The sequence below is a fragment of the Segetibacter koreensis DSM 18137 genome, assembly GCF_000374045.1.
Taxonomy (GTDB): Bacteria; Bacteroidota; Bacteroidia; order Chitinophagales; family Chitinophagaceae; genus Segetibacter; species Segetibacter koreensis.
In genome coordinates this window covers 258282-281364 of record NZ_KB893337.1, presented here as the reverse complement: position 1 = coordinate 281364, position 23083 = coordinate 258282, and the positions used below count along the sequence as shown (strand labels likewise).

25 protein-coding genes are annotated in these 23083 nt (G+C 36.9%); 12 read left to right on the top strand and 13 right to left on the bottom strand.

The genetic code is table 11. The features are described 5' to 3' along the window. Positions 1-163: 163 nt before the first annotated feature. On the bottom strand, positions 164-460 hold the full coding sequence (locus B154_RS0117760) for a hypothetical protein (RefSeq protein WP_018615619.1): 297 nt from the start codon (positions 458-460) through the stop codon (positions 164-166). Between the two features lie 5 nt (positions 461-465). Continuing rightward, a complete protein-coding gene (gene surE / locus B154_RS28945) occupies positions 466-1443 on the bottom strand; it encodes a 5'/3'-nucleotidase SurE (protein ID WP_018615617.1) in 978 nt (325 codons plus the stop codon). An 81-nt stretch (positions 1444-1524) separates the two neighbouring features. Between surE and B154_RS0117750 the strand changes: the two genes are divergently transcribed. After that, positions 1525-2277, top strand: coding sequence for an XRE family transcriptional regulator (locus tag B154_RS0117750; RefSeq protein ID WP_018615615.1), 753 nt, complete (start codon positions 1525-1527; stop codon positions 2275-2277). 233 nt (positions 2278-2510) lie between these two features. Here the strand turns inward: B154_RS0117750 and B154_RS0117745 are convergent, their stop codons facing one another. From B154_RS0117745 to B154_RS0117725, 5 genes are all read right to left on the bottom strand, one after another. Beyond that, entirely contained in the window at positions 2511-3449 is a 939-nt protein-coding gene (locus B154_RS0117745) for a geranylgeranylglycerol-phosphate geranylgeranyltransferase (RefSeq protein ID WP_018615614.1), read from the bottom strand. Between the two features lie 53 nt (positions 3450-3502). Further along, a complete protein-coding gene (locus B154_RS0117740) occupies positions 3503-4024 on the bottom strand; it encodes a KdsC family phosphatase (RefSeq protein WP_018615613.1) in 522 nt (173 codons plus the stop codon). A gap of 94 nt (positions 4025-4118) precedes the next feature. Then, positions 4119-4358 (bottom strand): Fe-S cluster assembly protein IscX, encoded by a 240-nt coding sequence (gene iscX / locus B154_RS0117735; RefSeq protein ID WP_018615612.1) that lies wholly within the window; start codon positions 4356-4358, stop codon positions 4119-4121. 55 nt (positions 4359-4413) lie between these two features. Next, positions 4414-4749 carry a 2Fe-2S iron-sulfur cluster-binding protein gene (locus B154_RS0117730; protein WP_026260278.1) on the bottom strand — a complete coding sequence of 112 codons (336 nt, stop codon included), beginning with the start codon at positions 4747-4749 and terminating at the stop codon, positions 4414-4416. Positions 4750-4979: 230 nt separating this feature from the next. Continuing rightward, positions 4980-5780 (bottom strand): Rossmann-like and DUF2520 domain-containing protein, encoded by an 801-nt coding sequence (locus tag B154_RS0117725; protein WP_018615610.1) that lies wholly within the window; start codon positions 5778-5780, stop codon positions 4980-4982. Between the two features lie 24 nt (positions 5781-5804). Here B154_RS0117725 and B154_RS0117720 point away from each other — a divergent pair, with 24 nt between their 5' ends. The 3 genes from B154_RS0117720 to B154_RS0117705 all read left to right on the top strand — a co-directional run bounded on the left by B154_RS0117720 (position 5805) and on the right by B154_RS0117705 (position 8654). Next, the gene (locus tag B154_RS0117720) at positions 5805-6668 is read left to right on the top strand and encodes an alpha/beta hydrolase (RefSeq protein ID WP_018615608.1); all 864 of its coding nucleotides are present in this window, start codon (positions 5805-5807) and stop codon (positions 6666-6668) included. Between the two features lie 310 nt (positions 6669-6978). Further along, on the top strand, positions 6979-7560 hold the full coding sequence (locus tag B154_RS0117710) for a hypothetical protein (RefSeq protein ID WP_018615606.1): 582 nt from the start codon (positions 6979-6981) through the stop codon (positions 7558-7560). Positions 7561-7979: 419 nt separating this feature from the next. After that, entirely contained in the window at positions 7980-8654 is a 675-nt protein-coding gene (locus B154_RS0117705; RefSeq protein WP_018615605.1) for a DUF4197 domain-containing protein, read from the top strand. 171 nt (positions 8655-8825) lie between these two features. Here the strand turns inward: B154_RS0117705 and B154_RS0117700 are convergent, their stop codons facing one another. After that, complete coding sequence (locus B154_RS0117700) at positions 8826-9047, bottom strand: hypothetical protein (protein ID WP_018615603.1); 222 nt, start codon at positions 9045-9047, stop codon at positions 8826-8828. 191 nt (positions 9048-9238) lie between these two features. Here B154_RS0117700 and B154_RS0117695 point away from each other — a divergent pair, with 191 nt between their 5' ends. Continuing rightward, a complete protein-coding gene (locus B154_RS0117695; RefSeq protein WP_018615602.1) occupies positions 9239-9445 on the top strand; it encodes a hypothetical protein in 207 nt (68 codons plus the stop codon). 68 nt (positions 9446-9513) lie between these two features. Here B154_RS0117695 and B154_RS0117690 read toward each other — a convergent pair whose 3' ends face one another. Next, entirely contained in the window at positions 9514-9789 is a 276-nt protein-coding gene (locus tag B154_RS0117690) for a hypothetical protein (RefSeq protein ID WP_018615601.1), read from the bottom strand. A gap of 350 nt (positions 9790-10139) precedes the next feature. Between B154_RS0117690 and B154_RS0117685 the strand changes: the two genes are divergently transcribed. Continuing rightward, the gene (locus tag B154_RS0117685) at positions 10140-12503 is read left to right on the top strand and encodes a PAS domain-containing sensor histidine kinase (protein WP_018615600.1); all 2364 of its coding nucleotides are present in this window, start codon (positions 10140-10142) and stop codon (positions 12501-12503) included. 14 nt (positions 12504-12517) lie between these two features. Here B154_RS0117685 and B154_RS0117680 read toward each other — a convergent pair whose 3' ends face one another. Beyond that, positions 12518-13795, bottom strand: a complete 1278-nt coding sequence (locus B154_RS0117680) for a serine hydrolase domain-containing protein (RefSeq protein WP_157580851.1) — start codon at positions 13793-13795, stop codon at positions 12518-12520. Between the two features lie 160 nt (positions 13796-13955). Here B154_RS0117680 and B154_RS0117675 point away from each other — a divergent pair, with 160 nt between their 5' ends. Next, positions 13956-14153, top strand: coding sequence for a hypothetical protein (locus tag B154_RS0117675; RefSeq protein WP_018615598.1), 198 nt, complete (start codon positions 13956-13958; stop codon positions 14151-14153). A 10-nt stretch (positions 14154-14163) separates the two neighbouring features. Beyond that, complete coding sequence (locus B154_RS0117670) at positions 14164-14391, top strand: hypothetical protein (RefSeq protein ID WP_018615597.1); 228 nt, start codon at positions 14164-14166, stop codon at positions 14389-14391. 109 nt (positions 14392-14500) lie between these two features. Here the strand turns inward: B154_RS0117670 and B154_RS0117665 are convergent, their stop codons facing one another. Next, complete coding sequence (locus B154_RS0117665) at positions 14501-15310, bottom strand: SDR family oxidoreductase (RefSeq protein ID WP_018615596.1); 810 nt, start codon at positions 15308-15310, stop codon at positions 14501-14503. Between the two features lie 295 nt (positions 15311-15605). On the opposite strand from B154_RS0117665, the gene B154_RS0117655 reads away from it, so the two are divergent. Continuing rightward, a complete protein-coding gene (locus B154_RS0117655) occupies positions 15606-16217 on the top strand; it encodes a hypothetical protein (protein ID WP_018615594.1) in 612 nt (203 codons plus the stop codon). Positions 16218-16282: 65 nt separating this feature from the next. On the opposite strand, the gene B154_RS0117650 is transcribed toward B154_RS0117655, so the two are convergent. Beyond that, entirely contained in the window at positions 16283-16651 is a 369-nt protein-coding gene (locus tag B154_RS0117650) for a VOC family protein (RefSeq protein ID WP_018615593.1), read from the bottom strand. A 164-nt stretch (positions 16652-16815) separates the two neighbouring features. On the opposite strand from B154_RS0117650, the gene B154_RS0117645 reads away from it, so the two are divergent. After that, positions 16816-17382, top strand: a complete 567-nt coding sequence (locus B154_RS0117645; protein ID WP_018615592.1) for a DinB family protein — start codon at positions 16816-16818, stop codon at positions 17380-17382. A gap of 75 nt (positions 17383-17457) precedes the next feature. Here the strand turns inward: B154_RS0117645 and B154_RS0117640 are convergent, their stop codons facing one another. Continuing rightward, entirely contained in the window at positions 17458-18858 is a 1401-nt protein-coding gene (locus B154_RS0117640; protein ID WP_018615591.1) for a glycoside hydrolase family 140 protein, read from the bottom strand. Positions 18859-19170: 312 nt separating this feature from the next. Between B154_RS0117640 and B154_RS0117635 the strand changes: the two genes are divergently transcribed. Continuing rightward, positions 19171-21495, top strand: coding sequence for a PSD1 and planctomycete cytochrome C domain-containing protein (locus B154_RS0117635; protein ID WP_018615590.1), 2325 nt, complete (start codon positions 19171-19173; stop codon positions 21493-21495). 7 nt (positions 21496-21502) lie between these two features. Then, on the top strand, positions 21503-22957 hold the full coding sequence (locus tag B154_RS0117630) for a DUF1501 domain-containing protein (protein ID WP_018615589.1): 1455 nt from the start codon (positions 21503-21505) through the stop codon (positions 22955-22957). Positions 22958-23083: the final 126 nt, after the last annotated feature.

Here is a 23083-nt window from a genome sequence, read left to right as displayed (position 1 = left end):
AAAGATTAACGCTGAGAATTGCGTTACCACTAAAGTGATTGCGATGCAACCATGAACCATGAAATACAGAAGCTGGTATAACTAACAGATCTTATTAAGCGCTTTAAATAGAATATAATTGTGGTAATGAATGCGATGTTTTAAAAACCAATTTCCAAATCTGTTAAGAAAGAAATTTCCATATTAAGGCTGTGAGTCCGTAAATACAGGTTGAGATAAAAACACCTTTTGCTGTGAGGTCTTTTCTTTTATTAACATACCAGGTAAACACTCCTGCGTTTGCAACAAGTAGTACACTAATTACTGCTGTCAGTAATGCTTTTTCTGTTGCAACGTAATAAAAAAAGCCCGACAGGCTTGTAACATTTCTAAATTGTACAAGATAATAAACCAACAATCCTACAATAGGGGCAATAAAACCCAACAGCAATCCAAAGCCAACGTTGTTCTTTTTAAACATGCAGGTTAAAAATTAAAAGTGTTCTTTAGCTTTTCCTTTAGCTTGTAGTTAGTTAAGTCAAACTGAACCGGCACCACGCTTACAAAATTGTGATTGAGTGCCCACACATCAGTGTCTTTGCTTTTATCGAAATTTACAAATTCGCCAGTAAGCCAGTAATATTTTTTCCCCGTGGGGTCTGCTCGCTCATCAAAGTCTTCTTCGTATTTTGCATATGCCTGGTGACAAACTTTTACCCCCTTTAGCTCATCAACTCCTACAGCAGGAAAATTTACGTTTAAACAAAGATGCTTGTCAATTGGGTTTTCGAGTATTTGCTGCACAATCAACCGTGCATATTTTTTAGGACCTGAAAAATCTGCATCGAGACTGTAATCAAGCAAAGAAAAACCAACACTGGGAATACTTTCAATAGCAGCTTCCAGGGCGGCAGACATGGTGCCTGAGTAAATAACATTTATAGAGTGATTAGCTCCATGGTTTACCCCGCTTAAACAAACATCTGGTTTTCTATGAAGTACTTTATCCACTGCCAGTTTCACGCAATCTACTGGCGTTCCACTGCAGGAGTAAGCCTCGATATTGTCACCGAAATAATTTACCCTTACCATACGTAGAGGGTAACCTATTGTAATGGCATGCCCCATTCCGCTTTGTGCTTTATCGGGCGCTATTATCACTATCTTTCCTAAGTCTTTTACTGCATCTACCAGTGCCATTAGTCCGGGAGCAGTTACACCATCATCATTGGTGATTAATATGATACGTTCCTCTTTAGGATATTTTGCAGGTTTTTCTGATTTTTTTGGAAAAGTTGCTTCCGGCTCTTTTGCTGCCTTTACTTTAGTATTGATCTGGGTTTCTTCAGGCCCCTGTCCGGGTTTTAGTTTTGTTGTAGTTTCTGATGCTTTTATTCCGTTTTTATCTAAAGTTTCTTTTTTAACTTTTGCCATATTATTCAATGCTTTCGTTACAAAAGTCATTATAAAAATATTGTTCCCAAAAAAATCTTTTGCATAAGCTAATAAAATTAGTAATTTGCGGCTAAACAAATTAGCCTTCTTATGTCACAAGCTGGTAAGAACCTTAAATACCTTCGCAAACTGCGTGGATGGACCCAGGAAGAATTTGCAAGTAAGCTTAAAATCAAACGGTCACTTTTAGGAGCATATGAAGAGGAGCGGGCGGAGCCGAGGATTGAAGTGTTGGAGACCGTTAGTGGAATTTTTAAAATGTCTTTAGACGAGTTACTGCTGCAGGATGTAAGTAGTGCTAAAGGAAGCTCTTATTTAGAAAAGAGACGTTATCTGAAAATGTCTTCTGCTACCAGTGAAATTCAATTTGTTCCTGTAAAGGCTGCTGCTGGTTATCTTGCCGGTTATGCTGATCCCGAATTTATTGATGAACTCAATACTTTTACACTACCCATGCTTGCCGCAGGTAATTACCGGGCGTTTGAAATAATTGGAGACAGTATGCTGCCAACGCTAAGTGGCTCCGTAATAGTGGGCGAGAAAGTGGAAGAGATAGACCAGGTAAAAAGCAGCAATACCTACATCGTTGTTTCGCGAAGTGAGGGCATTGTTTATAAAAGAGTTTTAAGAAGCAACCGTAGTAAAAACAAAGTAACACTTGTAAGCGACAACCCCTTGTATGAACCTTACCAGGTAAATACAGAGGAAATAGTTGAATTGTGGCAGGCTCAAATGATTATTGCAAAAGCAAATGTTCAACAACGGTGGGACGTAAATCAACTGGCTAATCTTGTAAACAATCTCCAGGAACAAGTAAGTACTTTAAAGAAGAAAATGAATTAAACACATTGTGCTAGATATATATACAGAAAGAATATGAATTTTTATCTGCATTATTGCTAGCTTTAAAAACCTGATACCTTCAAAATTTTACCGCTGAACGTGCAGTTTTATTTCTTGAAAAGAGAATTCCTTTTTTTGCTCGATGCTTCAACTGCTATTGAAATCGATTATTTTTATTAGGTGCCTTTTGTTGAACAGCATTTGGCAAAGTCTATTTCTCCTTCACAGGGTTACTATAAATATAACCTGAAAAATATCATGGAAAGAATGCCGGTAAACATTACAAGTTTTATAAGTGAACTTAACCGGTGATAGTCATCACTGTTCTTAGCCGAGAACAGTTTTTTAAAAATGTACAATAAAGGAATAATAATTAGTATTATACAATAAATGGCACTCCACCACCAGTGAAATACCAATACGTAAAATTGTACAATCAACAATGCACTGATTAGTACTATCAGCCATACGGCTAAAAAAACTTTTGTGGCATTTATACCCCAGGCAATGGGCATTGTATTACATCCATAGCGCCTGTCACCTTCCATATCTTCCATATCTTTTACCACCTCTCTTACCAATGAAATGATAAATGCGAAACCTGCATAAAAAAAAGATATCCGGGTGATTTTTTCAGTGAAGGAGCCAATAAGATTCGGCTGAAGCAAGTTGGAAGTTTCGCACCAGCCAACAACAAGAATCACCCATGCAGTTAAAGCTGAAATGACAACATTGCCAGATAACAGCTTCTTTTTTAAAGAAATAGAATAGAAAAACAGTAATGCTACACAAGCCAAATTAGCAAGACTGAGAAAGCGGACATTTGTTTTCCAGTCAATATAAAGCCCCATAATAATGCCAGCGACGCTTAAAACAAGGTGCCAGAAAATTACCCATCGGCGACTAATGATTTTATCAACAACAAGTTTGTCTGGTTTATTTATCAGGTCAATGTTGATGTCGAAGTAATCATTTATAATATATCCTGCAGCAGCAATGATAACCGAAGAAATCATTAATAAAATGAAATAAACTCCATGAATGTTAGGAGTGGCACCCGCGGAAAACATAACAGGATGAACAATGCAATACACAAATAAAATTTGTGTTATAGCAATGAATACCAAATTGGGCCACCGCACTAACCGCAAAAATGCCTGGGTAAGTTTCAAAAAAAATGATTTATAAGTAAATTAAAGTAGGAAATAGAGAAATTCTTATTAATTTATTTAGATGGTATATGAGTATCATCACTCCAATGTCCTCTCAACTTCAAAACTTTTTCAATTACATCCCGGCCACACGCATCGCCACCGCGTCGCGGGGATATATAGTGAGAAAGTTCCTTTATTTCTTCAACTGCATCTGAAGGGCAGCAGGCAATGCCAACCTTTTTCATAACAATAAGATCTGGTATGTCGTCCCCCATATATAGTACCTCTTTCCAGGAAAGATGGTGTTTTTGCAAATAGTTATTTAATACACTCACTTTATCGGTTACTTTCATAAACACATCGCTGACTCCCAGTTTGATTAATCGATCTGTCACCTCCTCTGAATTGCCACCAGAAATAATCACTATGTTGTAACCTTTCTTTATTGCTAACTGTATAGCGTAACCGTCTTTTACATTCATCTTTCTTGCCATGACTCCATTTGGTAAAATAGTTAGTGAGCCATCCGTTAAAACGCCATCGACATCAAAAGCAAGTGTGGTAACAGACTTAAACAATTCCAGGAGGTTCATTGATTAACAGATTAAACTGATGATGTGATATAGAATGTAATATTTTAAATTAAGCTACCTATTATTGTTATTCTTAAATAGCTGGGAAAGCCGTCTATTTCTGATTGTCTCTCCACTCATATACCCAGGCGCTTTGAATCATTTCTAAGTGACCTTCATTGCTTTCTTCCCTCACGCCCGCAAAACCTTCAATTTGAAGTATATATTCTAGGAGGTCAGTAAAACGAACGCGGTAAATTTTGCCTTCATTAAAACTATCACCGAATCGTTCATAAAGTTTTAAGGCCACATCTTCATAATCTTTCCAATAAATCGGTGGTTCGTACTGAGCCATATCTGGTGATTTTGTAATTAAATTTTAAATTGAAATATTAAGCAAAACTTATTCTTTATTCTCCAAGAAATTGTGTCTGGTCGGGCAATGTTACCTCAATTTCTCCATCTCCATCTAATAAAACGCACTGGCAACCAAGCCGCGAATTGATTCGGGGATTAACGGCCCGATCAATAAAGTCCTCCTCTTTGTCGGTGAGTTCCTCTAGATAATCTTCACCCTTATCAATGTAAACATGACAGGTGCTGCAAGCGCAAACGCCGCCGCAATTATGATGAAGTTCTATATCATTAAGCAAAGCTACTTCGAGTATACTTTGATCTGGTTCAATATTGGTCAACGTAACGGGTTTCCGGCCTTTCTCTTCAAATCTCAACTTTACAGTGTACATAATTTCTTTCTTTGGCTGCAAAAGTATTAGAAATCATTGTCGAAAAGTGTTGAAATTAAATAAGGGGGGAATTTTGCGTTTTATATAATCACAAATAGCTGTATAAAAACATAGATGAATAATTAGACATGATTTCAATTAATCTGTAATAAGACATTCCCTTTTATTGTATAAGGAACGGTATCGAAAGAAAAACTATAAGAAGTAGAAAATTGAAGTTTTCTGCTTCTTTATAAAGGCACTTCTTCATGACTACTTAAAGTACTATTTTTATCATAAAACGCTATGATACTGTTTGTCAATAAGTTATACAAATCGCTTAATTCCGGGTAATTCTGCAAGACATCTTTGTGTTTTTGAATTGTGATGTAATCTTTTCTGACAGCAGGACCGGTCTGTACAGCGGCAGGATTGAAGGCTTTCAGCTTTGTTATTGTTTCTTCAATTAAAGGATATAATATATTGAATTTCAACTGTTCCTTGGTGCAGTATTGTTCTATAATTGTAAAAAGATAATTTGAGAAATTACTAACAAATACAGCTGCAACATGCAGTTTCAATCTTTCTTCATCGCTTGCAACTTTTACAGTATCGGCCCAATCTGTTGCAAACTCTTTTAGTGTTTTTTTGGTAACGTCATTATTTCCGTCTATTAAGATGGGAATAGGAGGTATTGAAGCTGTCTCTTTAGTAAGAGTTTGTAAAGGATACATAACACCGTAGTTCTCGCTGCATCCTGCCAATACATCTTTTGATACAGCAGCAGCAGTATGAACCACAATCTTGTTATTCAACTTTAACTGGGAAGCTACAGCAGAAATAGCTGTGTCTGAAACAGCTATGACATAAATATCTGCCCATAAGTTTATATAACGAACATTATAAGCTGAACCAGTATGTAGTTGAGCAGCCAGGGAATTCGCTTTTTCAAAATGTCTGCCTATCACTTGTATAATTTCGTGTCCGGCTTCCTGTATTCTTTTGCCTAATACGGTGGCTACATTTCCTGTACCTATAATAACAACTTTCATATACTTTTGAATTAATTACATACGATGAAATTAATACAAAGAATTGTCTTAGCGTATTATAGAATTAAATTCAAAGCGCTTGAGCGGGTATCTCTGGCAAAAGCAACTAAAGAAGTATTTGAATTATTTTGTACACCGTATTCAAAAAGAAGGAGTTACGATATTCCTTCTGTGTTTCTAAAAGCTAATAAATTATCTTTTACGTTTAAGAATCATGACATAAACGGTTTTTCTTGGAAACCGGACAATTCAATTGCACCTAAAGTATTAATTTGCCATGGGTTCGATAGCAATAGTTACAGGTTTGAAAGATACATTGAGCCGTTATTAAAAGAAGGTTTTGAAGTATTTGCTTTTGATGCACCAGGTCATGGAGTAAGCTCAGGAAAAACGATTACCGCGTTGTTGTATAGGGATATGATATTAAAAATAAATGCGGATTATGGACCGTTTGAGGCTATTATGGCTCATTCTTTTGGCGGAATTGCGGTGGCGCTTGCAATTGAAAAAGTGAAAATGAATGATCTGAAAAGACTTGTATTAGTGGCTCCGGCTACTGAGACAACTCGTTCTTTAAATGACTTCTGCCGTTTTCTATCAATAAGTGACAAGTTAAAAGAGGAAATGGAAAAATTGATATTGCAAATTGAGGGGCATCCTTCTTCCTGGTATTCGGTAGCAAGAATTATACAATCTGTAACAATCCCAACCTTGTGGCTTCACGATAAAGGCGACACAATAACTCCGTATAAAGACATGGAATTTTTAACCCGGTTAGAATTGCCTAATGTTGATTTTGTCATTACCGAAGGTCTTGGGCACAGTCTTTACCGCGATGATACAATTGCTGAAAAAATACTCTCATTTATTGCAGGAATAAAAAGCTGAGAATGCATCGTTTAATTAACGGTAGATGTCCTTTAATTTAAACAGTCGGGAAATTTGTTTTTAAAATTGGCTCAAATTTTATTTGCTTGTCACCGACGGTTGACATTGCTATTGTACTCAAAACAAAACGTTCTGCTTTTATTGTGCGTATAAAATGAAAAAGTTGCATTATCGAGAGGATAAAATGACTTTTATAAGCGGTATTGGTATAGATGATGATACTTCAATTAATAATAAAATTTATAAAAAGCAATCGTAATATAATAACAGGCTGGCATAAAAATTAAGTATCTTAAAAAAAACAATAATCATGAAAAAAATTACAGTAATGCTTGCAATTATAATGATAGCGAGCTCGTATGTGGGAAAAGCACAAATTCAACGGGGAAATGTATTGGTAGGTGGTGATATTGCAAATTTTAATTTGGGTCTTAATAAAGGCTCACAATTTAGCATGCTAATTGATCCTAAAGCAGCCTGGTTTATAAGAGATAACACAGCTATCGGTGCTTATGCAGAACTTGGACTTGTAACAGGAGGCGATGCAGGTACAACAGTGAATTATGGTGTTGGTGCCTTGGCGCGTCAATACCTTAGCGGAAATGCGTTAAATGCCGTAAAGCATACTCGTTTTTTTCTTGAAGGCAATGTTGGCATTGAGGGCCAAAATATTTCCGGATCTGGTAATAGCACTAATGGACTCGGTCTTGGCGTAGGCCCTGGAATTGCTTATTTTATTACTCCTAATATCGGACTTGAAGGATTATTAAAATACAGAGGTCGTGTTGGTTTCGGAAACGAGACAACAAGTAGTAATTTAAATCTCAATGTTGGTTTCCAGATTTATTTACCTGGCCGTACGGTGAGGCAGGCTGCAACTAATACCCAATAGTATAAAAAATTCAAATTTACTTTTTTCATCAGCAAAGGCACGGATACTATCCGTGCTTTTTTCGTTATATAAATCCTTGTTTTAAAATAAATTCATCCTCGTGCAGAAAGAAATAAAATCAATCAAAAAAGACATTGACGGGAGAAATAAACTCTGCAGTTACCTTACGTAATAACTTAAAAAAAACTTCAAATTTTTATCCACTAATACTTGTTGCTTTTTTATAATAAAATAATTGATCAAATTCAGTTCATTATTTTCATTGCACATTCAATCATTTACCTTTTAATAATTCAATATTTAAAAGGAATTGTAAATATTTGAGGACTATGATTTTAACAAAATAAAACAGGATTTCGGCAGGTTATTTTCTTATGCCAAGACAACCCGCTCTGGGATAACCTTTTAAAATACTTACCATGAAAAAAGTTTTTCTTCCCTTCCTGTTTATCATCTTATTGCCTTTGACTTATTCATGTGGCACATTACGATATACGCTTAATCAAAATGACGCTGCAGATGCGATCAGGCAGTTACTCAGTATGGGAGCAAGGGATAATAATGTATCAGGGGCATTTAGCAAAGAAACTATTCTTGCCACACTTTTTCCTGAACCTGTACATAAGGTATTAAATACTTTGAATACACTTGGTCTTACCAGCGAAATAGATAGGTTTACAACTACCTTAAGTAGTGCAGCGGAAAAGACTGCCACAGCTTCAATTCCTATTTTTGAAAATAGTATCAGAAATATGAAATTTTCTGATGCCATACATATCATTAAAAGCGGAGGTACTGCAGCTACAGATTACTTAAGAGTTTCATCAGGAGATACTCTTCGCAGCTCTATCAGACCTATCATGTTATCTGCTTTGGAGGAATATAAACTAAATGAACAATGGAATAATATAGTTAAGCCTGCTAAGGCAATTGCTGGTAATAAACTTAATCTTGATTTGGGAACACTTATGGCAGGTGCTGTTAGCGAGGCAATGTTTAGAAAAATTGCTGAAAGAGAAGTGCAGGTACGAAAAGATGCTTCGGCAAGAACTACATCACTTTTGAAAAAAGTTTTTTCAGGCAACTATTATTAAAGCTTTAGCAATGAATATTGCAAAAGTTACGTTTGAAATAAATATTAAATAATATAAATTAAAGAGGACAGGTGGAAGTTGAAAAATACTCCTGTCCTCTTTTTTATGATATAAATATATTCTTTAAAAAGACAATTGATGTTTGTCTACTAAAACTAAAACATGGTTTCGCTAATGTTCCTGTACAGGCAATGGATTTCTTCTGGAGGGCACAACAGTTTTTTCATCTTCACTGAGGTACACCCAAAAATCGTACAACTCATAAATATCGCCCGGAACTTTTGCTCCACTATTTTCACTGTTTCGTTCGTACGATCCTAATAATTTCCCCGAATATCGCAGCTCAGACAGCTTTTCATCCAAAGTCAATTTCTTAAATTTTTCAATATCCATAACAGGGTTATTAATTTTTATAGTTTGTCAATTGCTTTTTCGTATAAGATGATCACTCAACCATCTATAAGAATTACATAAGCGATGAACAAAGCAAAGCTAATGGCTTTAGTCTTAATACACACTCTCTAATAATAATTTTTTAAAGAACAATTTTTAATTATTTTGCTTGCTTAAATAAAACCTACGAAATGAATAACTTCTTCAGAGCATTAATTGCTGGGTATGGTGCAAAAAAATTAGGTGGCGGATGTTTTAGTACAGTTCTTATTTTTATAGTGATATGGTATGCGTTAGGACATTGTAATAATAGCAGGGCCGCTACTATTAATTCACCAATACAACATTCAACACCAATACAACATTCAGCACCAATTAAAAACGTCAGTCCTAATTAATATAAAGACTGACGTTTTATTAAAATAAAAACTGATTTCTAATTGTAAATTCTTTTTACAATTAGAAATTACATTATTGTAGTTTTCTTTTCTATTTCATCGGGATCATCTCCAATTTCAGTTTCAGTAAAAGGATCGTCATCATCATCATCGTCATCATCATCTTTCTTTCCAGGCTTTGTACCGGGTTGAATTCCTGGTTCTTCCTCCGGTAAAACTTCAGGTTCAATTTCAGGTGATACAGATGGTTTTGTCCCAGGCGTTTCATTTGGCTCTACTTCAGGATCTGTTTCTTTTTGAAAAGAAAACTCACTTTCATTTATTGAGCTGTTTAAATTTTTCATTTTGTTTGATTTTAGTACAATTTACAATAAAAATAGCAGCGAGAAATAATGCAATTTAAATTATCATTTCCCTGCAAAGGTCCAACTTATTCGACAGTAATTTTATCTAGAAAACTTTCTTTTTTACATTATTATTCCTGACTACATTGTTTGTAGGTTTCTTATGCTTCTCGTCGCCAAATACCTTTTATCCTTCTAAGTAGAATGGATACAAATTTTTGACACACCAAACTGATGATAAATAAACTTTAAGTGCTTTTGCGACGATTTGTTGGTTTTTATAAGTAAACAATTTAAAAGGAAAGTTGTCATTACTTTTACTTGTTTAATTTTAGCGCTTCAATATATTTATGAACAACGATACAATTGACTTTCAGGCTATTTTTCAATCTCTTCCAGGTAACTATTTAATTTTAAAACCTGACGCCCCATATTTTACTATACTTGCTGCAAGTGATGAGTATGCTAAAGTGACCCTTACAACAAGAGAAAACATCATAGGAAAGAATTTGTTTGATGCTTTTCCTGATAATCCTGCTGATTTTCGTGCCACCGGCAAAGCTCAACTAACTTCTTCTCTTCTGACTGTAATAAACGAAAAGAAACCTGATGAAATGGCTTTTCATAAATATGACCTTGTAAGCCCCGCCACAAAAGACCTTGAAATAAGATATTGGAATTTAAAGAATTTTCCTGTTTTGAATGATAAAGGAGAGGTGAGTTATATTATACATAGTGTAACAGATGTAACCGAACAGGTAGAAAATCATAAAAAAATAGAAAACCTACAGCTTGATAAAAAGGCTTATAATCTTTTTATGCAGGCCCCTGTTGCGATTGGTATCTTAAGAGGATCGGATTATGTACTTGAGTTAGTCAATAGTAATTATTTAACGTTAATTGGGAAAAGTGCAGATGTGATTGGAAAGCCGATATTGGAGGCGCTGCCGGAAATAGAAGGCCAGGGATTTATAGAATTGATGGATGAAGTGTTACGAAGTGGTAAAGCATATTATGCAAACGAAATTGCAGCTACTTTAATGCGCAATGGTAAAGAGGAATTGGTTTACGTAAATTTTGTGTATCACCCTTATGTTGAAGAAAATGGAACTATTTCAGGTGTAATGTGTATAGTGACTGACGTAACAGAGCAGGTAAGTGCAAGAAAAAAAATCGAAGAAAGTGAACAACGTCTCAAAAATATCATCTCTGAAGCAACTGTAGCCACAGGTCTGTATATAGGAGCGGAAATGAAGATACAATATGCTAATGAAGTAATGTTAAAAGTATGGGGAAAAGATGCAAAGATCATTGGAAAGACGCTGCGGGAAGCTCTGCCAGAATTGGAAGGGCAACCTTTTCACCAGTTGCTTGCAGATGTTTATAATACGGGCGAAACTTATTGGGGTAAAGAAGATCGGGTGAGACTGATGGTTGATGGAAAGCTACAGGATTTCTTATTTAATTTTACGTATAAAGCACTTCGAAATTCCGAGGGAGAAATCTATGGAATACTTAACATGGCCATAGATGTAACGGAACAGGTAATTGCGAGGCAAAAACTTGAGCAAAGCGAAGCCAGTCTAAGACTCGCGGTTGATGCGGCCCACCTGGGCACTTATGAGTTTGATATAGCGGAACAAACAATTATCCAATCTTCCCGCACTTCTGAGATTTTTGGCTATGATTCTAAAGAAAACGTACCTCATGATTTTTTATTAAAAGCAATTTATCCACCTGATTTGCCAATAAGAAATAAGGCTTACGCAGAATCATCAAAAACAGGCGAGCTTTTTTATGAAGTAAGGGTTCTGCTTCCTGACAATACTTTGAGATGGGTGAAAGTAAATGGAAAACACAGACTTGAAAATGGTGTTCCCAAATACACTGTAGGTACCGTGATGGATATAACTGACGAAAAAAGAAGCGCTGAAACACTTGAGCAAAAAATAAGAGAGCGTACAAAGGAGTTGCAGGAAGCTAATGAGTTATTAGCCCGGTCAAATAATGAGCTCGAACAATTTGCAGATGTGGCCAGCCATGATTTGAAAGAACCGCTCAGAAAGATAAGAACTTTTAACCAGATGATTAAAAGTGAAAGCTATGAAATTTTAAGTGACCGGTCTAGAATGCACCTGGATAAATCGAGCGAATCGGCGGAACGAATGACTGCTTTTTTAAATGCCTTACTGGAATATACCCAATTAAAAAAAGAAGAGCAGTTCATCAACGTCGATTTAAATGTTACTCTGTCTGATGTATTGAATGATCTTGAGCTTGTGATCAGTGAAAAATCGGCTTCGATATCCGTTGAACCTTTACCTGCCATTACAGGTGTGCCTCACCAGTTGCATCAGTTGTTTTACAATCTTATAAATAATGCTCTTAAATTTTCTAAATCGGGCATTCCGCCTTTAATAGAAATAACTGTAAAAGATATTGATTTTAAAGATGAAGAGAATACAACTTATAAGAAGGAAAAGAAATATACCGAAATTATAGTAAAAGATAACGGCATTGGGTTTGACCAAAAGTATGCTGAGCAGATCTTTACGATCTTCAAGAGACTACATGGTAAAACTGCATACGGAGGTACAGGAATCGGGTTAGCGCTATGCAAAAAAGTAGCTCTAAATCACGGAGGAGACATTTTTGCTTCGTCAACACCAGATAATGGAGCTGCCTTTCATATCATTCTTCCAGTTATTAGTTGAATTAAAACCTGTATTTATTTAAGACTCCCATATACCAAAGTCTCAAACTTTGATGCCATATCTCCGTGGCTGTTTGGTGTATGCTGTGTCATTATGAGGCAAACAAGATGTTCTTTTGGGTCTGCCCAGTAAATAGTGCCATAATATCCTCCCCATGCAAACGAGCCTTCGTTTCGAGGATTTCTTGCAGCAGATTTTGCCGAAGTAATTGCAAAACCCAAACCAAAATTATCTACACCATTATAAAGAAAATCAAGCTGTCCGCTGGTCATCAGTTCCACCGAGCGCGGCGACAAAATTCTATGTTTATTGTAAATCCCTCCATTCAGCATCATTTGTAAAAAAATTGCGTAATCAAATGCGGTAGAAGACAGGCCAGCTCCTCCTGAAAAATATTTCTTTTTCATTACCGGGTAATCTGGGTCTATATGACGGAATGTGTGACTCCATTTAATGATATGATGTAAAGAGTCTTCTGTATAAACAGGTGCAAGCCGATTTGCCTTGGACTGCGGCAAATTGAAATAGGTATCTTTCATGCCTAAAGGTTCAAAAATATTTTGACGAAGAAAATCTTCGAGGTTCCTCCCGCTTATCACTTCTATTAAACAACCTAAAAGATCTGAATTTAAACCATATTCAAATTTTTCACCGGGTTGAAACATTAACGGCAGTTTTCCAAGCGCTTTCATTTTCCCAAGAAGGCTTTCATCAAAATATCCGAGCCCGGAAGGAATAGCGGCTTTTGAATAAACAGCATTTGCCATAGGAGTTCCAATGTCAGCATAACCAATGCCTGAAGAGTGAGTAAGCAGATCGCGAAAGGTGATGTTTCTTTTAGCAGGAACGGTTGTGTAGGTAGTGTCTGCAACATTGAATTTATCTATTACCACAGGGTCTTTAAATTCAGGAATGAAGTCTGCAATCGGTTCGTCAAGAAGAAGCTTTCCCTGCTCATACAAGATCATTATGCCTGCACTTGTAATCGCTTTTGTCTGGCTCATAATTCTAAAAATCGCATCCCTTTCTAGCGGCTTTTTTGATTCGGGACTTGAGAAGCCATATCCTTTGTATTGTACAAGGTGATTATCTTTTACGACAAGTGTTACTGCGCCAGTTAAAAAGTTTTTACTGATGTAATCATTAACAAGGGTATCTATTCTTTTTAAACGATCATAATTTACTGAAGTAATTTGTTTTGAATTAACATCGATTTCCTGTGCCCGGGCAAACGGAGCTATCAACAAAAAAGACATTACAACCACGATAGTGTTTAGAGAACGATATTTCATTTGGCAAGTTTATTAAGCAATTTTTTAGATCGAAAGATACTATGATTTATAATGAAATAAATTTTCGTCACTAACCTTTTTGTAAACGTTGAGACCTTTATACCAAGAAGCAACTGGTGGTATATGAATTGCAATAGTAGATTACTTAAAAAATTATAGCATGAAAAACATTCTGATTTTTGCAGGCATTGCCGGCATTGCTGCTGCTATTGCCATTTACTTTGTTACGGAAAATGATAAATATTTATACGGAGACGATGAAGGATATGTCACGGATGAAGACATAGCGAGCTACGATTTGAAAGAAAACACAGGGCCTGCTTATAATGTTGACGAAGGTTTTAAACCAGCTTACTAGTATTTACAAAATGAGTGAATATACTATAAACGTAAGTGAAGTAGAGGAATTGCAAACTATCAGCAATGTGACTGAGTTAAATAAAATGTTTGCAAAAGCTCAAAGCACAGTAGTACAGGGCGGAACAGTTGTTTTGGTCCGCCGTACTCCTGATGGCGCTGTATATAAGTTTGATGAATTAACTACTGAAGAAGACCTCGAAAATTATAAGCAAACGGTGCTTAAATATTTAAGTTAAACGTTAGCAGCCGTATTTTTAAATAATGCGATTGATGGTATTTTATTATCGATTTCAATTATTACTTAAGAAAATGGGATCTTATGAAGGTAATTAATCGAACTGTCACTTATCCATTTCCTGCAAATCCTGGAAATAAAGTCATGCCTCCGTCTGCAAAAATCGTCGCTCCGGTTATATAATCAGATTCGTCACTTGCGAGCCACACAGCTACTTTTCCAATATCTTCAGGCTGTCCTATTCGCTTATACGGAATCAACGTTAGTAATTTATTTAAGGCCTCAGGTGTTTCCCATGCTTCTTTGTTTATAGGGGTTTGAATAGCGCCTGGCGCAATGCTGTTGACTCTTATTTTTTGCGGTGCAAGTTCCTGGGCTATCGATTTCATTAGCAACATTATTCCACCTTTACTGCTTGCATAGTTTGCATGTCCAGCCCAGGGAATTACTTCATGTACACTGCTCATGAAAATAATTTTTCCCGCCGCAGCGCTTCGTTCACTCACTATTCCTCTTCTTATAAATTCTCTTGCAGCCTCCCTGGCACATAAGAACTGGCCTGTAAGATTTATATCAATTACTTTTTGCCAATCTGCAAGGGTCATATCAACAAAAGAGGAATCTTTTTGCAAACCTGCGTTATTTACTAAGATATCGATAGTCCCAAACTCTTTATACATTGCCTTAAACATTGCCAGCACCTCCTCTTCGTTGCTTACATCGGCCTGGTAAACCATTGCTGTTCCTCCGTTTGCTTTTATTTCGTCAGCAACTTGCTGACCATGTTCAGGGTGAGAAGAGCATCCTACTACAACATTTGCCCCTTCATTTGCCAATGCTATTGCAACTGCTTTTCCAATGCCGCTGCTTGCTCCCGTTACTAATGCTGACTGGCCTTTTAATTTTGGATTTGTTTGCATTTGTTCTTATTAAAATTTATACTCAAAAAATGTTTACTAAAGCTTCATCAGATATCGATAAAATTTTTATGCCTCCCAAGCCATCATATGTTGTTAGAGTTTTAGTGCCCATATGCCATTAGCTACCCATCAACCCAAAAGTTGTTTTACAAATGCTTCTTTGGGAATTCTTTAACTACAATAAAATGAACGATTGCACCGCAATATTTTATTTGACTAAAAATAAATTCCGGGAATATTTCGTTGGAGTCAAACCATAATTATCAATTCATTGATTTACTTAATTTAAACCTATATGTCTAAGAATCTCATCATTGTATTCTCCTCTGTCATCATTTCGTTTGCTTTCGTTTGCTGTCAAAAAGGTATTGAACAGCCACAAACAGTAGCCATTCAATCTGGTATAACTGGTAACTGGGGATTTATTTCGATAGAAGGAAGAACAAGTAATGCACAGGAAATAACCGAAGGATCGAATGTTGTAAAAACGGTGACGATGAGTGAGTATATCTCCGAAAAAAATGCTGGTACGCTTAGAATAGATGGAACGAAAATGACTACAAATAATATTTCATACTCTATAAATGCATTCTCAAAATCTTCTATTTATGAAAATGGAGAACTTACTGATACCCTTTCGTTACCTGTTCAGTTTGCTGCTCCTGCATCAAGTGCCTCAACTACATATCAAATGGTGGGAGCAGATTCAGTATATTTCGAAACAGGTTCTACGTTCATGAGCGATATAACTCAGATGACAGAACCAAGCGGTGCAAAAATAAAACTTGAAAGTGACAAGCTATATTTAATTCAATCAGCAACGCAGTCAACAACAAATACTGAAGACGGCGCTACGACCACTTCTACTCTTCAGGGTACTTTTATAATTACTTTTCAAAGGCAATAATTAATTGTAGGCCTTGCAGGTTTTCTCGCTTGAAAGGCAAACACTTTCTCAATCATTGCTTAAGACTACTTTGCATCTTTGTCATCCTGCCAGGCTCCATGAATGTTACCATCAGGATCTGTAAAGTAAACTACCCAGCCCATAGAAGGAACAGCCATTTTGGGCATTACTATTTTTCCTCCGGCTTTTTCAATTTTTTGAATGCTTTCATCGATGTTTGTAACTGAAAGAGTATTAACCAAAGGCTGTTTTGGATCGCGCTTTTTCATTATAGCTCCATTTATACCCGGCGATTTATCATCACCTGTTGTAGCTAACCAATATTGCTCCTGCCCGTACGACTGAAAACCCCATCCAAATACTTCTTTAAAAAATTCCATTGTTTTATCCGGATCGTCACAGGGAATTTCAAAATGAACCACTCTGTTGCTCATAAAAAAATATTTTAGTTTTGGTAGAATAAATATAATTTATTTAGTTCTTATTTGCAATACAGTCTTTGTACATTCAATACAAATGAGCTGTTCTGCTTTCTTAAATAATTTTTCTAATGCTATTAGATCTTTAAAACATATTGTATTTTGGAGAAAAATATTTTATGATAAAGAATTATATTCCAAAACTTATGGTTTTAGTTGTTCTTTGTTTCGGTAATACTCGTGATACCTTTTGCCAGGCAAATATTTCTCCTGATTCAATAAAGAATATGCTTGTTAAAGATTGGGAGCGCGCCAGGGAGTATACGCAGGATTATATGAAAGCTATGCCTTCCGACAAATATTCACTAAGGGCTACTGATAGTGTTAGAAGTTTTGCACAGCAATTATTACATCTCACCCAGGCTAATATGTTTTTTGTGTCAACTGCCACCGGAGAAAAATCTTCTTATTCTGGTCCTGATCTTGAAAAAAGCACTTCTGCCCAAACAGCTGATTCTGTTATGTATTACGTTAATATGGGTTACGATTTTGCCATAAATGCTATAAAAAAGTTGAACGCAACATCTCTTATGGAACCCGTTACACTTAATATGGGCCAGTCTTTTACAGCATCGAGATTAAGGTGGTTAATGAAAGCGTTTGAACATCAGACTCACCATAGAGGTCAAACTACTGTTTATCTACGTCTGGCCGGTGTACGCCCGCCTGCTGAGAGATTATTTTGATACACAAAACAATTAATAGTTCATTTACCTAAAGTAAAATACAAGATGTATCTTTCTTCGGAGAAACCTCATAACTTATTTACCAGGTGCTCTGTAACCCTTGGCTGCATCATCAATTACCAACACCCAATCGTTTCCGGTACCGGTTGTTGGTGAAGTAAATTCCATTGTATCTTTTTTTTCTAATATTTGTGCTTGCTCTGTTGTAGCATCTTTGGGATTAAACCACCATCCGACAATTTGATTAGATAGATTCTTCGTGTTGATTGTAATCGTTTTTCCTACCGGCAAATATATCATTGCAAAACTTTTATCTTGTGCACGAAAGGCTTCTATATGTTCACCTTTTTCTCCCTGGCCTTTCGCTATAATTGAATTATCAGGAACATTTTGCAGCATCGGTCTTGACTCAATCAACTTTCGTAAATACCCAACCTGGTATGCCCCCGGCCGATCCATAGCATTGATCCAGCCGCGATCAGGATAGTTAATAGTTTCTTCTCTTGCACTCATAAATTGCCAGATAGCATGGTGACCATAAGTAACACCACATGCACCTGCGAAAACCGAACGATAAGTTTGTTTGCGAACATCATAATCACGATAATAGCCATTATCGGGGTTCCATTTTGGCCATGGATTAACAGGATGGTCTTCATAGTTTGGTTCTCCGTCTAAAGTTGGTTTGGCAGGAGAGTACGTATAATCTCTTTTTACCAGATCCCAGCATGCTACATCGTGTCCGCCACCATGGCCCGATTGAAACATATTCATGTCTAACCAGGGCTCATTATGTATCCATTGAGAAGTAGAGTTTTCGCCGCCCGAGGGATGATAAGTAATAATGCAGTGATGATTGGTGGCTTCAATAATACCTCTCGCCATTGCCCTCCAAATTGGTCTCCAGTCGTTGCTGTCATTAACCGCCGGCCTGTCTCCACCTAGTATCCAAATAATATTCGGTTCTTTTTTATACCTGTTGCCTATCCATTTACCGTAAGTGTATGCATTGCTGCTGTCAAATACAACCGGTCCTTCTCCCCAAAGTTTCGTTACTTTATCGCCCCACGTTGGCAGTAATCCAATAAATAAATTTCGCTGTTTTGCCATGTGAACAGCACTATCAACGACTTTAAAGTATTTGTCATTGGGTTGCGTAGGATCTAAATTTTTAAATGGTACTTCGCCATATTGATTTGGTTTCCGCAAGCCATCAAATTCTGCTAAAGCTACCGCTTGTATCACTGTAAAACCTTTTGCTGCACGATTGTCCAGGTATTGTTTTATTTCTTCTAATGTAAGACGATGAAATAATTCCCAGCCTGTATCACCCAACCAAAAAAAAGGCTTTCCATCTGCAAATTGAAGATGCCGTCTATCTTTAGCAACTTGTAAGCGACCGTGTTTAAATAAGGATTGAGAGGAAAGATCTGTATTTAAAACAAAACAAAAAACAACACAAGCAATAAAACGCATCAGATTTAATTGAATCGGGAAGTTAAGAACTAATGAAATTATAATAGAGCGTTTTGAAATAAAAACTTTTATGCCGTAAGTGATTTAAAGAAAAATTTTTTTGCCAAATTAAATGTTGATAAAAGCGATTGTAATGGATATATCGAATATTTTAAACCCAATTTAAAGAGGGACTAATCGCTCTTTAAATGCCTGATATATGCCATTTGAGCAGAAATTTTTTATTCCTGGTATTAAACATCTCGTTATATGTAAGGGAAATTCTTACTAACTTACGCTTTCTATTCGATTGCCATTGTCTAAAGTTTGTCTATGAAGAAAGTTCTCGTTCTTTTATTAATTTCTATTTCGGGATTACTATTTATATATACATCATCCTGCAACAGTGTTAATAATAGCGACAAAGTCAGTTCAGATGAAAGTATCAGTTACAATTTCCAGGTTCGCCCAATACTTTCTGACAAATGTTTTAATTGTCACGGTCCTGACGCAAATAAGCGGCAGGCAGGGTTGCGTTTGGATATAGCTGAAGAAGCTTATAAAGCACTACAAGAACATCCCAGGGCACATGCGTTGGTGCCAGGCAAACCAGAACTTTCCGAATTGTTTGTTCGTGTTAGCAGTACTGATACGGCTATAAAGATGCCGCCTACTTCCAGCAATTTGCCGGGACTGTCAGAAACTGAAATAGCTATCATAAAAAAATGGATAGAACAGGGTGCTAAGTATGAAAAACATTGGGCTTTCACTGCTCCGAAAAAAGCTCCTTTACCCCTAGTAAAAAATAAAGAATGGCCAAAAAATGAAATTGATTATTTCGTCTTAAAGCAGTTAGAAGAAAAAAAACTAACTCCAAACGACGAAGCTGATAAAGAAAGATTATTAAAAAGAATTTCATTTGACCTTACAGGCTTGCCTCCCACACCTGAACAAACAGATGCTTTTTTAAAGGATAATTCTACCAATGCTTACGAAAAAATGGTAGATCAATTACTAAAACAACCTTCCTACGGCGAACGAATGGCTATTCCATGGCTTGATGTAGCCCGTTATGCAGACTCTCATGGATACCAGGATGATAATTACCGGACGCAATGGCCATGGAGAGATTGGGTAATTCATGCATTTAATAACAACATGCCTTATGACCAATTTATTACCTGGCAACTGGCAGGCGATCTTTTGCCAAATGCCACAAAAGAACAGTTGTTGGCAACAGGCTTTAATCGTAACCATAAGATAACAGAAGAAGGAGGTGTGATAGATGAAGAATATCGTGTGATGTATGTAGACGACAGAGTCACAACTTTAGGTCGTGGCATATTGGGTGCTACTATTGAATGTGCCAAATGTCACGATCACAAATTTGATCCTTTTTCCCAAAAGGAGTATTATCAGATGTCTGCTTTTTTTAATAATATAAAAGAAGTCGGTATTGAATCAACCGTTGGCGGCAGGGAAACTTATGCGAAGAATCCTCGCATGGAAATTACTAACGATGATCTCAAGGGGATTCTGCATTATCTCAATAAAACAGATACTAATAAATTAGAAGTATCTATAATGAAAGACAGGGATACATTGAGAAAGACTTTTATTCTGCTTCGGGGGAATTATGATCAGCATGGAGATGAGGTAGAGCCGTCAACACCTCATTCGATTTTGCCTTTTCCTAAAGAATATCCGCATAATCGCCTCGGATTGTCGAAATGGTTGTTTAACCCTCAGAACCCTTTGACAGCAAGGGTCTTTGTGAACAGATTATGGCAGGAATTTTTCGGAAAAGGTATAGTAAAATCTGCAGCTGACTTTGGTATGCAAGGTTCTTTGCCTTCACACCCTGCATTGCTCGATTGGCTGGCCGTAGACTTTAGGGAACATGGATGGGATATAAAAAGACTGGTTAAACAAATTGTAATGTCCGCCACATATCGCCAGTCAGCCATCATTTCAAAAGAAAAATTAAAAGCTGATCCGGAGAATGTTTTCTACTCTTATGCGCCACGAATAAGAATGCAGGCAGAATTGGTAAAAGACATGGTTCTGGAGAGCAGCGGACTACTGAATAAAACAATCGGCGGACCCAGTATAAAGCCATATCAACCTGCAGGCCTTTGGGAAATGGCCACATCTGGAAGAGGACAGTTAGCAACCTATAAGCAAGACACCGGCCAGTTATTGTATCGACGGGGAATGTACACTTTTATAAAGCGTACAGTGCCTCCGCCTAACATGATAATATTCGATGCCAGCAACCGTGACCAATGCGAAGTCAAACGTTCACACACCAACACGCCGTTACAGGCCCTTGTAATGATGAATGACCCAATTGTGCTCGAGGCATCCTTAGCCTTGTCTGATCATTTATTGACGAAATATAGCAATGCTACAGAAGCCGCCATAAGCAATGGGTTTAGAAGAATTGTGTGTCGTAAACCAGATGATAAAGAAATTAAGATTCTTTTTAATTACTGGAAGGAAAGACATGATTCATTTGCAGCAAATCCCGATGCCGCAAACAAAGTAATAAAAGTGGGAGAGTACAAGCCTGCGGTTAAATCAAATGTAGATTTAGCAGCGATGATGCAGGTAATGCAGGTAATATATAATATGGAGGAAGCCATTACTAAAACTTAATTTAATTATGGACAAAGAGATTTTAGAGCATGGGTTAAATATAAACCGGCGTCACTTCCTGTCTAATCTTAGCATCGGTCTTGGGAGTGTTGCGCTTGGATCATTACTTATCCCTGATCTTTTCAACAAGTCAAAAGATGATGAAGCAGATTTTTTGCCTGGCATCCCTCATTTTGCTCCTAAGGCAAAAAGAGTCATTTATTTGTTTCAAAATGGAGCTCCATCACAGTTAGAGTCTTTCGACTATAAGCCGACCCTTACAAAGTTGATGGGGCAGGATTTGCCGGAGTCTATCCGTAAGGGACAGAGGTTGACAGGTATGACATCGCAACAGAAAAAGTTTCCGCTTGTGGGTTCTTTTTATAAGTTTAACCAGTATGGAGAGTCTGGGGCGTGGGTCAGTGAGTTATTTCCTCATATGGCTAAAATTGTAGATGACATTTGCATTGTTAAGTCAATGCATACTGAAGCAATTAATCACGATCCTGCATTAACTTTTTTCCAGACGGGCGCACAACAGGGAAACAGGCCAAGCATGGGTTCGTGGGTAAGCTATGGTTTGGGAACGGAAAATAAGAATTTACCCGCATTTTGTGTCTTGCTATCACGCGGAAAAGGAAATGGCCAGGGAGTTTACTCAAAATTATGGAGCAACGGATTTTTAGATTCTATACACCAGGGAGTTCAATTCAGCAGTGGAGAAAATCCTATTTTATATTTGCAAAACCAGGATGGAATAGACAGGGAAGCAAGAAGAAGTATGCTGGATAAAGTAGCAGCTTTGAATGAAATGGAATATAAAAATTTCGGTGACCCTGAAATTGCAACGAAAATCCAGCAGTATGAAATGGCCTATCGTATGCAGACCGCCGTGCCCGAAATTTTAGATGTAAGCAAAGAGCCTGATGACATTGTAAAATTATACGGATCAGATTGTCTTGTTCCTGGCACCTATGCTGCGAATTGCTTACTCGCGAGAAAATTATCAGAAAATGGCGTTCGCTTTGTACAATTGTATCACCAGGGATGGGACCAGCACGGTAATCTTCCTAATGAAATGCGTGGACAGGCAAAAGACGTTGACCAATCATCTGCAGCGCTGATTACAGATTTAAAACAAAGAGGTTTGCTGGATGAAACACTTGTGATATGGGGCGGAGAATTTGGCCGTACCAATTATTGCCAGGGAAAGATGACAGTAGATAATTATGGAAGGGATCATCATCCAAGGTGCTTCTCTATCTGGATGGCAGGTGGAGGTATAAAACCGGGAATGGTATATGGAGAAACCGATGAGTTTGGTTACAACATAATTAATAACCCTGTGCATGTACACGATTTCCAGGCTACTATTTTAAACCAGCTTGGCTTCGATCACGAGCGCCTGACATTTAGAAGCCAGGGACGTCGGTTCCGTCTAACAGATGTAGAAGGGAAAGTAGTACGAGATATTCTTGCATAAATTTTTTCAAATTATTAATTATCAAATGATACTTCTGTTGTAATGTACACTAGTACTGTAATAACTTATTTCATTAACGATTAACTATATAACATTGGTTCCGGTAAAGTTTAACTTTAAGTTTTA

Excerpts from the sequence above, each read along its gene's own strand:
- B154_RS0117750 (WP_018615615.1), top strand. The coding sequence starts at position 1,525 with ATGTCACAAGCTGGTAAGAACCTTAAATACCTTCGCAAACTGCGTGGA.
- B154_RS0117740 (WP_018615613.1), bottom strand. The coding sequence starts at position 4,024 with ATGAACCTCCTGGAATTGTTTAAGTCTGTTACCACACTTGCTTTTGAT.
- B154_RS0117705 (WP_018615605.1), top strand. The coding sequence starts at position 7,980 with ATGAAAAAAGTTTTTCTTCCCTTCCTGTTTATCATCTTATTGCCTTTG.
- B154_RS0117685 (WP_018615600.1), top strand. The coding sequence starts at position 10,140 with ATGAACAACGATACAATTGACTTTCAGGCTATTTTTCAATCTCTTCCA.
- surE (WP_018615617.1), bottom strand. The coding sequence starts at position 1,443 with ATGACTTTTGTAACGAAAGCATTGAATAATATGGCAAAAGTTAAAAAA.
- B154_RS0117655 (WP_018615594.1), top strand. The coding sequence starts at position 15,606 with ATGTCTAAGAATCTCATCATTGTATTCTCCTCTGTCATCATTTCGTTT.
- B154_RS0117635 (WP_018615590.1), top strand. The coding sequence starts at position 19,171 with ATGAAGAAAGTTCTCGTTCTTTTATTAATTTCTATTTCGGGATTACTA.
- B154_RS0117720 (WP_018615608.1), top strand. The coding sequence starts at position 5,805 with ATGAAATTAATACAAAGAATTGTCTTAGCGTATTATAGAATTAAATTC.
- B154_RS0117700 (WP_018615603.1), bottom strand. The coding sequence starts at position 9,047 with ATGGATATTGAAAAATTTAAGAAATTGACTTTGGATGAAAAGCTGTCT.
- B154_RS0117730 (WP_026260278.1), bottom strand. The coding sequence starts at position 4,749 with ATGTACACTGTAAAGTTGAGATTTGAAGAGAAAGGCCGGAAACCCGTT.
- B154_RS0117690 (WP_018615601.1), bottom strand. The coding sequence starts at position 9,789 with ATGAAAAATTTAAACAGCTCAATAAATGAAAGTGAGTTTTCTTTTCAA.
- B154_RS0117710 (WP_018615606.1), top strand. The coding sequence starts at position 6,979 with ATGAAAAAAATTACAGTAATGCTTGCAATTATAATGATAGCGAGCTCG.
- B154_RS0117760 (WP_018615619.1), bottom strand. The coding sequence starts at position 460 with ATGTTTAAAAAGAACAACGTTGGCTTTGGATTGCTGTTGGGTTTTATT.
- B154_RS0117665 (WP_018615596.1), bottom strand. The coding sequence starts at position 15,310 with ATGCAAACAAATCCAAAATTAAAAGGCCAGTCAGCATTAGTAACGGGA.
- B154_RS0117650 (WP_018615593.1), bottom strand. The coding sequence starts at position 16,651 with ATGAGCAACAGAGTGGTTCATTTTGAAATTCCCTGTGACGATCCGGAT.
- iscX (WP_018615612.1), bottom strand. The coding sequence starts at position 4,358 with ATGGCTCAGTACGAACCACCGATTTATTGGAAAGATTATGAAGATGTG.
- B154_RS0117680 (WP_157580851.1), bottom strand. The coding sequence starts at position 13,795 with ATGAAATATCGTTCTCTAAACACTATCGTGGTTGTAATGTCTTTTTTG.
- B154_RS0117725 (WP_018615610.1), bottom strand. The coding sequence starts at position 5,780 with ATGAAAGTTGTTATTATAGGTACAGGAAATGTAGCCACCGTATTAGGC.
- B154_RS0117675 (WP_018615598.1), top strand. The coding sequence starts at position 13,956 with ATGAAAAACATTCTGATTTTTGCAGGCATTGCCGGCATTGCTGCTGCT.
- B154_RS0117695 (WP_018615602.1), top strand. The coding sequence starts at position 9,239 with ATGAATAACTTCTTCAGAGCATTAATTGCTGGGTATGGTGCAAAAAAA.
- B154_RS0117670 (WP_018615597.1), top strand. The coding sequence starts at position 14,164 with ATGAGTGAATATACTATAAACGTAAGTGAAGTAGAGGAATTGCAAACT.
- B154_RS0117640 (WP_018615591.1), bottom strand. The coding sequence starts at position 18,858 with ATGCGTTTTATTGCTTGTGTTGTTTTTTGTTTTGTTTTAAATACAGAT.
- B154_RS0117645 (WP_018615592.1), top strand. The coding sequence starts at position 16,816 with ATGATAAAGAATTATATTCCAAAACTTATGGTTTTAGTTGTTCTTTGT.
- B154_RS0117630 (WP_018615589.1), top strand. The coding sequence starts at position 21,503 with ATGGACAAAGAGATTTTAGAGCATGGGTTAAATATAAACCGGCGTCAC.